Source organism: Saccharicrinis sp. GN24d3 (assembly GCF_052400645.1).
GTDB lineage: Bacteria > Bacteroidota > Bacteroidia > Bacteroidales > Marinilabiliaceae > Saccharicrinis.
In genome coordinates this window covers 1-508 of record NZ_JBQTGI010000092.1, presented here as the reverse complement: position 1 = coordinate 508, position 508 = coordinate 1, and the positions used below count along the sequence as shown (strand labels likewise).

General features: G+C 38.8%; 1 pseudogene. It reads left to right on the top strand.

Features of this window, described 5'->3' with window-relative positions:
• Positions 1-496 (top strand): annotated as a pseudogene (locus ACT29I_RS25745) (hypothetical protein); the annotation flags it as partial.
• Positions 497-508: the final 12 nt, after the last annotated feature.

Below are 508 nucleotides of genomic sequence, written 5' to 3'. Positions count from 1 at the left end.
ACGAAACACCGCCTTTCCTTATGAAAAAACAGCAAAAATAAATATAAAGGAAGTGAACACCGAGCTATTGGAAGATATCGGGAACTATCTGTTGCAGCTGACACAACAGCTCAATGAAAAGAGGAATAAGGCCGCTCGCGAAAATGATGAAAAATACCTGGAGCTGGTGAGAACATTGGGAGGCGAAGAGGAATATTATGCGAATAAACAACGGTATTTTAATAAACGATTAAACGATTTGGTCACCAACAGAACAGGATCTGACATGATCACACAGGTGAACGACAAGTGGGTGCAGCTTAAGGATCCGATATATAAAACACCTGATTCCAATTTTGGGCGGGCGCATTTTTATGCGTCGTACAAACGTCTTGGGAACACCGAGATACCTACCTTTTGGTTTAACCTGATGTTTATATGGTTGACAACACTGTTGTTATACTTCACGTTAAAAGGTGATGTTTTAAATAGGATATTGAACAAAATTGGCAAATAATTATAAACATTG